General features: G+C 73.2%; 7 protein-coding genes. 5 read left to right on the forward strand and 2 right to left on the reverse strand.

From position 1 onward, the window contains the following. Nucleotides 1-128 precede the first annotated feature (128 nt). The 3 genes from ABD127_RS17520 to ABD127_RS17530 are packed head-to-tail and all read left to right on the forward strand — an operon-like array spanning nucleotide 129 to nucleotide 1,654. Nucleotides 129-794 carry a hypothetical protein gene (locus tag ABD127_RS17520; RefSeq protein ID WP_344203877.1) on the forward strand — a complete coding sequence of 222 codons (666 nt, stop codon included), beginning with the start codon at nucleotides 129-131 and terminating at the stop codon, nucleotides 792-794. Continuing rightward, on the forward strand, nucleotides 791-1,387 hold the full coding sequence (locus ABD127_RS17525; protein WP_344203878.1) for a Maf family protein: 597 nt from the start codon (nucleotides 791-793) through the stop codon (nucleotides 1,385-1,387). The genes ABD127_RS17520 and ABD127_RS17525 overlap by 4 nt, the downstream gene beginning before the upstream one ends. A 54-nt stretch (nucleotides 1,388-1,441) precedes the next feature. After that, on the forward strand, nucleotides 1,442-1,654 hold the full coding sequence (locus ABD127_RS17530; protein WP_344203880.1) for a hypothetical protein: 213 nt from the start codon (nucleotides 1,442-1,444) through the stop codon (nucleotides 1,652-1,654). 24 nt (nucleotides 1,655-1,678) lie between these two features. On the opposite strand, the gene ABD127_RS17535 is transcribed toward ABD127_RS17530, so the two are convergent. Then, on the reverse strand, nucleotides 1,679-2,188 hold the full coding sequence (locus ABD127_RS17535) for a DNA-binding protein (RefSeq protein WP_344203882.1): 510 nt from the start codon (nucleotides 2,186-2,188) through the stop codon (nucleotides 1,679-1,681). A 132-nt stretch (nucleotides 2,189-2,320) separates the two neighbouring features. On the opposite strand from ABD127_RS17535, the gene ABD127_RS17540 reads away from it, so the two are divergent. Then, complete coding sequence (locus ABD127_RS17540; RefSeq protein WP_344203883.1) at nucleotides 2,321-4,216, forward strand: VWA domain-containing protein; 1,896 nt, start codon at nucleotides 2,321-2,323, stop codon at nucleotides 4,214-4,216. On the opposite strand, the gene ABD127_RS17545 is transcribed toward ABD127_RS17540, so the two are convergent. After that, nucleotides 4,200-5,252, reverse strand: a complete 1,053-nt coding sequence (locus tag ABD127_RS17545; RefSeq protein ID WP_344203884.1) for a serine/threonine-protein kinase — start codon at nucleotides 5,250-5,252, stop codon at nucleotides 4,200-4,202. The two genes, ABD127_RS17540 and ABD127_RS17545, sit on opposite strands and share 17 nt — an antisense overlap. A gap of 144 nt (nucleotides 5,253-5,396) precedes the next feature. Between ABD127_RS17545 and ABD127_RS17550 the strand changes: the two genes are divergently transcribed. Next, entirely contained in the window at nucleotides 5,397-7,166 is a 1,770-nt protein-coding gene (locus ABD127_RS17550; RefSeq protein WP_344203886.1) for an acetyl/propionyl/methylcrotonyl-CoA carboxylase subunit alpha, read from the forward strand. The last annotated feature ends 42 nt before the right edge of the window (nucleotides 7,167-7,208 follow it).

Below are 7,208 nucleotides of genomic sequence, written 5' to 3' on the forward strand. Positions count from 1 at the left end.
GCCCGCCTCCGCGGCCGCCGCAGGTGCCCGCAAGCCCGTGCGCTCGGAGTGGGGCAGCCCCGCCCGCGCCGTGCGGGGCGTGCACCGTCCGGGCACCGACCAGTGGCGACGCTCCTCCTGGGGCTGACGTGCCGCTGACCCACGAGCCGGACACCTCCGTCGCCGACTGGTTCGTCGACGCGGAGGGGTCGGCCGTGGTCCGGGCCCTGCAGGGCCCGCCGGGCTACGAGGCCTACGCCACGATCCGCTTCGACGAACCGGACGACGCGGCGGAGGCCACCGGCTACCGCAGCGACCCCGCCCTCGTCGCGCTCGTGACAGGTCTCTGCGTGAACCACACGGCCACCCCTGAGGACGTGTTCTTCGCCCTCTGGGAGGGCTGGGGCGAGATCGACGGCGGCGACGCCCGGCTCCTGGGGGTCGACGTCCGCCACCGGGTCCTGCCGCGGATCTACCGCCAGCACCGCGGACCCGCCACGCCGCCCGCCTTCGGGCCCGCCGTCGTCGACGCGCCGCGGGCCGACCTCGGCGGCATCCGCTCGTACCTGCTCTTCCGCGGCCACCTGTCGCAGGTGGGCGACTGGGGCGCACGGCCGCTCGCACCGGGCTGGCCCCGCACCCTCCCGCAGGCCTCGCTGACCTGGCCCCGTGACCGCGCGTGGTTCATCGCCTCCGACGTCGACCCGTCCTGGTTCACCGTCGGCGGCTCGCGCGAGCTCGTCACGATGCTGCTGGGTCGCACCGACCTCATCGTCTCGGTGGGCCGCCACGGCTCCCCTCAGGAGCTCACGTGAAGATCGTCCTCGCCTCCCAGTCCCCCGCCCGGCTCGCGACGCTGCACGCGGCCGGCGTCAAGCCCGAGGTCGTCGTCTCCGGCGTCGACGAGTCGCAGATCCAGTCGCGCGACCCGGCGAACCTCGCCTCCGCGCTGGCCCAGCTCAAGTGCCGCACGGCGGCCGCCGACCGGCCCGACGACCTCGTGATCGGCTGCGACTCCGTGCTCGCCTTCGAGGGCGAGATCCTCGGCAAGCCCGGCGACGCGGCGACCGCGACGGCGCGGTGGCGTCGGATGCGCGGCCGCTCGGGCGTGCTGCACACGGGCCACTGCCTGCGGCTGCGGGGCGACGAGGTCGTCGAGGCCGCCTCGACGGTCGTGCACTTCGCGGACGTCTCCGACGACGAGATCGCCGCGTACGTGGCCACGGGTGAGCCCCTGCACGTCGCGGGCGGGTTCACGATCGACGGCTACGGCGCGGCGTTCGTCCGTGGCATCGAGGGCGACCCGGGGACCGTCGTGGGAATCAGCATCCCGCTGCTGCGCGAGCTGGTCGCCGACCTGGGCCTGCGGTGGACCGATCTGTGGTCGTTCATCCACCCGAACGACTGACGCCGCATCACGCGATTCGCTTCTGGGGCGAAACAGGAGGACCCTGGGAGGACCATGACCGCCTCTCGCCGCCCCCTCGCCAGCAGCCCGTTCAACCAGCCCGCGCCTCCCCCGGCGCAGGTCTTCGAAGTGGGACAGCGAGTCGCGCACGACGCGCACGGCCTCGGCTGGGTCGTCGCGGTGTCCGGCACGACGGCCGTCACGGTCGACTTCGGCACCCAGGTCTCCCACCTGGCACTGCCCTGCAAGAGCCTGCAGTCCCTCTGACCCACCGGCGCCGCCCGGGGTCGCTCAGGTCACGGAACGGGTGAGGTGGGCGACCGCGTCGTCGAGGCGTCCCGCGCCGTAGGTCCTCAACATGTCGGCAACCTCGGGGTACCGCGCGGCCACGAGGTCGGCAGCGGCCAGGTGGTCGGTGGCCGCGGCGACGCTGCGGAAGAGGGCCTGGACGGCAGCAGCGGTGTCACGATCAGAGACGCGGCGCGTCGTGCCCGTCAGCGCCTCCCCCGTCGCCCCCGCGCGTTCGACCAGCTCCAGGGCCGCGTCGACGGTGACCGTGCCGGACGCGACGTCCTCGAGCACGTCGACCATGACCTGCAAGCGCCGCACCGCGGCAGGATTGCCGATCTTGATGCGCTGCGCGCTCATGACCTGCGACAGCATGGGGGCCGAGATGCCGAGGACGGCCGCGAGGCGGGACTGGTTGAGACCCAGCACCGTGCGGCAGCGGTCCAGGACGTCGCCCAGCACCTCGCCGTAGAGGTCGCGCTGCGCGGCGCGGTTGGCCTCGACGTCAGCCATGGACCATCTCCCCCGACCGGCACCTGAATTTGCAGATGCGAACGGTTTCATCTTGACACCTCGCGCGATCCGGGACAAACTCCTCACAAGATTTGCAACTGCAAATGTTGCCGTCGAGGTTCTGGGGGAACCATGCGCCACCTGCTCGCTCTCGCTCTCGTCACGCTGACCTGCCTCGTCGCGGTCCCGGCCACCGCCGCCGACTCCGACTCCGGCGGCGACCCGGCGGCCGGACGCCTGCTGCTGGTGCTGGACTCCTCGGGCTCGATGGCCGAGCCGACCGGCGACGGCAGCACCCGCATCGAGGCCGCACGCGAGGCGGTGCTGGCCGTCGTCGACCAGCTCCCGTCCGACCAGCCCGTGGGCCTGCGGGTCTTCGGCGCCACGGTCGCGCCCGGCAGCCCCCAGGCCGACCTGTGCAGCGACTCCCAGAACACCGTCGAGGTCGGCACCGGCAACCGCGACGACTTGAGGACTGCGGTCGCGGGCTACGACCCCCTTGGCGAGACGCCGATCGGCTACGCCCTGCAGGAGGCCGGCGAGGACCTCGGCGACGAGGGGCAGCGCTCGATCGTGCTCGTGAGCGACGGCGAGCCCAACTGCGAGCCCGATCCGTGCGTCGTCGCCGAGCAGCTGCACGCCGACGGGATCGAGGTGCGCATCGACGTCGTGGGCCTCAACGTGGCGGGCGACGCGCGCGCCAAGCTCGAGTGCATCGCGCAGGCGGGCGGCGGCACCTACTACGACGCGACCGACACCGCGAGCCTGATCGACGGTCTCACGACCGCGCAGGAGCGTTCGGCGCGACCGTTCGACCTGACCGGAGAGCCCGTCGAGGGCACCGCCGACGTCGCCGACGCACCGGAGATCGCCGCTCCCGGCCAGTACCTCGACGCGCTGCCGGCCGACGGCCCCCTGCACTACCGCATCCCGCGCACCCAGGAAGGATCGACGATCCACGCCGGGCTCACGTTCGCCGGCGAGTCGGGATCGGTCGGCCAGGGCGTCAACCTGACCCTCTACCCCGCAAGCGGTCTCGACGGCGTCTCCTGCGTCTCCAGCACGACGTACGGCGACAGCATCGGCCAGGCCGACCCGTTCTACTTCGGCGGCGTCAGCACCTGGAAGGCGGACCCCGACGACCCGTGCAACACCGAGGACGAGGTCGTGCTCGTGATCGAGCCGACCGGATCGGGGACGGCAGGCCGGCCGGTCGAGCTGGCGGTGTACGAGGAGCCTCCGCTGGCCACGGGCGCCGACCGCGACCTCGACCCCGCCCCGGCGAGCCCGACCTGGAGCCCCCTGACGCCCGACGCCGACGCGGTCGAGGACACGGTCCCGGGCACCAGCCTGGCGAGCGCTCCCCTGGTCGAGGACGGCACCTACGCGCTCGACATCACGCAGGGCGAGACGCAGGTCTTCGCCGTGCCGCTCGACTGGGGACAGTCGCTGCAGGCCCAGCTCGACGCCGTGCTGACGGAGGGGACGGTCGACGCGGGCGTCGCCGGCAGCGGGTTCCGCGTCACCGTCACGGGGCCGTTGCGCACCGACGACGCCGTCTCGTACTTCGGCAAGGAACCCGAGGACTGGACCACGACCGCCCTGGCGAACATGTCGGCGGGCGACCCGTTCCGCACCGGCGCGCAGTCTGAGGAGATCGCGTACCTCAACCGCTCGAAGAGCCTCAACGACCGCGGCCCCTCACTGCCCGGGCTCCGCTACGTCCGCGTGTCGTTCGAGGCACCGCGGGGATCGACCAACCAGTCCTACACGTTGACCCTCGCGACGAACGGTGACGCGGGTGGCGGGGCGCCGGAGTACGACACGTCCCAGCTCGACGCGCCGCAGCCCGACTCGCCGCTCGTGACGGCGTCCGCCGAGGCAGCGGACACCGAGGCGACCTCGGGCGAAGCGAGCGACGACGGGGGCTTCCCGGTCCTGCCGGTCGGCCTGGGAGCGGCCGGGCTGCTGGCCCTGCTGGCGGCCGGTGCTCTCGTGCTGCGGGCCCGGGTCAGCGGACGCCGGTGACGACGGCCGCCACGACGAGTCCGACGCCGGCCACGGCGAGCAGCCACGCCCCGACCGGGACGCCGCGACGCTCGCTGCGGCGCTGGGGCGCCGGCGGGGTCTCGACCGGCGGGCCCGGCAGGGGCTGACGCGGGGTGACGGGCCGACGACGCGTCGGCTCGTCGGCGCGGACGGCGACCCGGGCAGCGGTCGGCGGGGTGGCGGTACCCGGACCGCCGGGCCCCCACCCCTCGGGCCACTCGGGCAGGTGCGAGAACACCTCCACGGGCTCGCCGGTCGCCGGCGCGACCACGACGGCGGACAGCGCGGCTCCGGCCTCCCGCGCCGACGCGAAGCGCCGGGCCGGGTCCGGCTCGACCAGGCGCTGCACCACGGGACCCAGCGGGCCCGGCGGCACGGGCACGATGCCGTCGGGCCGCGGGCGGGCGGCCGTCAGCATCTCCGCGAGGACGACGCCGGCGGCGTAGAGGTCCTGGAGCGGACTCGGGTCGGCGTCGGTGAAGACCTCCGGGGCTGCGTAGCCAGGGGTGTGGACGACCTCCCAGGCGCGGGTCAGTCGAGGCTCGTCGACGACCGCGGCGATGCCGAAGTCGGACAGGCGCAGGACCGGGCTCGCGGTTCCGGTGGCCTCCAGCAGCAGGTTCGCCGGCTTGACGTCGCGGTGCACCAGGCCCGCGTCGTGGACGGCCTGGAGCGCCACGAACAGCTGGCGACCGACCTCCTGCACCCACGCGTCCGGGAGCGGTCCGTGGTCGGCGACGACCTGGGCGACGGAACCGCCCGCGATGATCGGCATGGCGAACAGCACCGTGCCGTCCTCGGCCGACCAGCCGGTCGGGGCGACGACGTGGGGGTGCTCGACGCTGGTCGACGACTCGCGCACGAAGCGCAGGAGCGAGGCGCTGTCGGCCTGGCGCTGGAGCTTCGCCGCCCGGTACACGCCGTCGCGAAGGTCCCAGACCCGCCAGACGTCGCCCATGCCGCCGCGGCCCAGGAGGTCGACGAGCTGGTAGCGCCCCGCGAAGACCTGCGTCACGCGACTCACCCTAGTCCGACCCGGCAGCGTCCGCCCACCGTCCGGGACCCGGGCACAGTCACCGCTGACCGCCCTGCGGCGTGCGCCGCCCGAGGCCTCCCCTAGACTCGGCCCGCAGCCCTGCCGTGTCCGAGGAGAGCATTCGTGAGCACCCCCTTGCAGAAGGTCCTGATCGCCAACCGTGGTGAGATCGCCGTCCGCGTGATCCGCGCCGCGAAGGATGCCGGCATCGGCTCCGTCGCCGTGTACGCCGAGCCCGACCGCGACGCACTGTTCGTGCGCCTCGCCGACGAGGCCTACTCGCTCGACGGGTCCACCCCGGGCGACTCGTACCTGTCGATCGAGAAGATCATCGCGATCGCTCAGAAGAGCGGCGCCGACAGCGTCCACCCCGGCTACGGCTTCCTGGCCGAGAACGCCGACTTCGCGCAGGCCGTGATCGACGCCGGCCTGATCTGGATCGGCCCGCCGCCGTCCGCGATCGACAGCCTGGGCGACAAGGCCAAGGCCAAGCACATCGCGCAGAAGGCCAACGCGCCGCTCGCCCCCGGCACCAAGGATCCCGTCAAGGACGCCGACGAGGTCGTCGCGTTCGCGCAGGAGCACGGTCTCCCGGTCGCCATCAAGGCCGTCTTCGGCGGTGGCGGTCGCGGCCTCAAGGTCGCCAAGACCCTCGAGGAGATCCCCGGCCAGTACGAGTCGGCCGTCCGCGAGGCCGTGTCGGCCTTCGGCCGCGGTGAGTGCCTCGTCGAGAAGTTCCTCGACAAGCCGCGTCACGTCGAGACCCAGTGCCTGGCCGACAGCCACGGCAACGTCGTGGTCGTCTCGACCCGCGACTGCTCGCTGCAGCGTCGCCACCAGAAGCTCGTCGAGGAGGCCCCCGCGCCGTTCCTGACCGACGAGCAGCTCGAGCGCCTCTACACGTCCTCGAAGGCGATCCTCACCGAGGCCGGCTACGTCGGCGCCGGCACGTGCGAATTCCTCGTCGCCAGCGACGGCACGATCAGCTTCCTCGAGGTCAACACCCGTCTCCAGGTCGAGCACTGCGTGTCCGAGGAGGTCACCGGGATCGACCTCGTCCGCGAGATGTTCCGCATCGCGGCGGGCGAGGAGCTCGGCTACGGCGACCCGGAGATCATCGGGCACTCGATCGAGTTCCGCATCAACGCCGAGGACGGCGGCCGCGGCTTCCTGCCCGCGCCCGGCACTCTCACCGCGTGGGAGCCGCCGTCGGGCCCCGGCGTCCGTCTGGACTCCGGCTACGTCAACGGCGAGACCATCCCGGGCGCGTTCGACTCGCTCGTCGCGAAGCTCATCGTCACGGGTCGCACCCGCGAGCAGGCGATCGAGCGCTCGCGCCGCGCGCTCGACGAGTTCGTCGTCGAGGGCATGCCGACCGTCATCCCGTTCCACCGCTCGGTGCTGGACGACCCGGCGTACAACGCCTCGGGCGGCTCGTTCGACGTCTACACGACGTGGATCGAGACCGACTACGACAACCAGCTCGAGCCCTACGTCGCCGTCGCGGCCGACGCCGACGAGCCCGCTGCGCGCGAGCGCGTCGTGGTCGAGGTCGGTGGCAAGCGCCTCGAGGTCGTCCTGCCCGGTTCGCTCGGCGTCACCGCCGCTGCGGCTGGCGCCGGCGCGAAGAAGCCCAAGCGCAAGTCCGGTGGCGCCGGCGGCGCCGCCGTCTCGGGCGACTCGCTGACCTCGCCGATGCAGGGCACCGTCGTCAAGCTCGCGGTCGAGGAGGGCCAGGAGGTCGCCGAGGGCGACCTGGTCGTCGTCATCGAGGCCATGAAGATGGAGCAGCCCATCAACGCGCACAAGGCCGGCACCGTGACCGGCCTGGCGGCCGAGGTCGGTGCCACGATCGGCGCCGGCGCGGTCATCGCCGACATCAAGGACGCCTGAGCCCTCGCGCACGCGCCGTCACGACGAAGGGCCCCCACCGGA

The organism is Aeromicrobium alkaliterrae (genome assembly GCF_039529015.1).
Classification (GTDB): domain Bacteria; phylum Actinomycetota; class Actinomycetes; order Propionibacteriales; family Nocardioidaceae; genus Aeromicrobium; species Aeromicrobium alkaliterrae.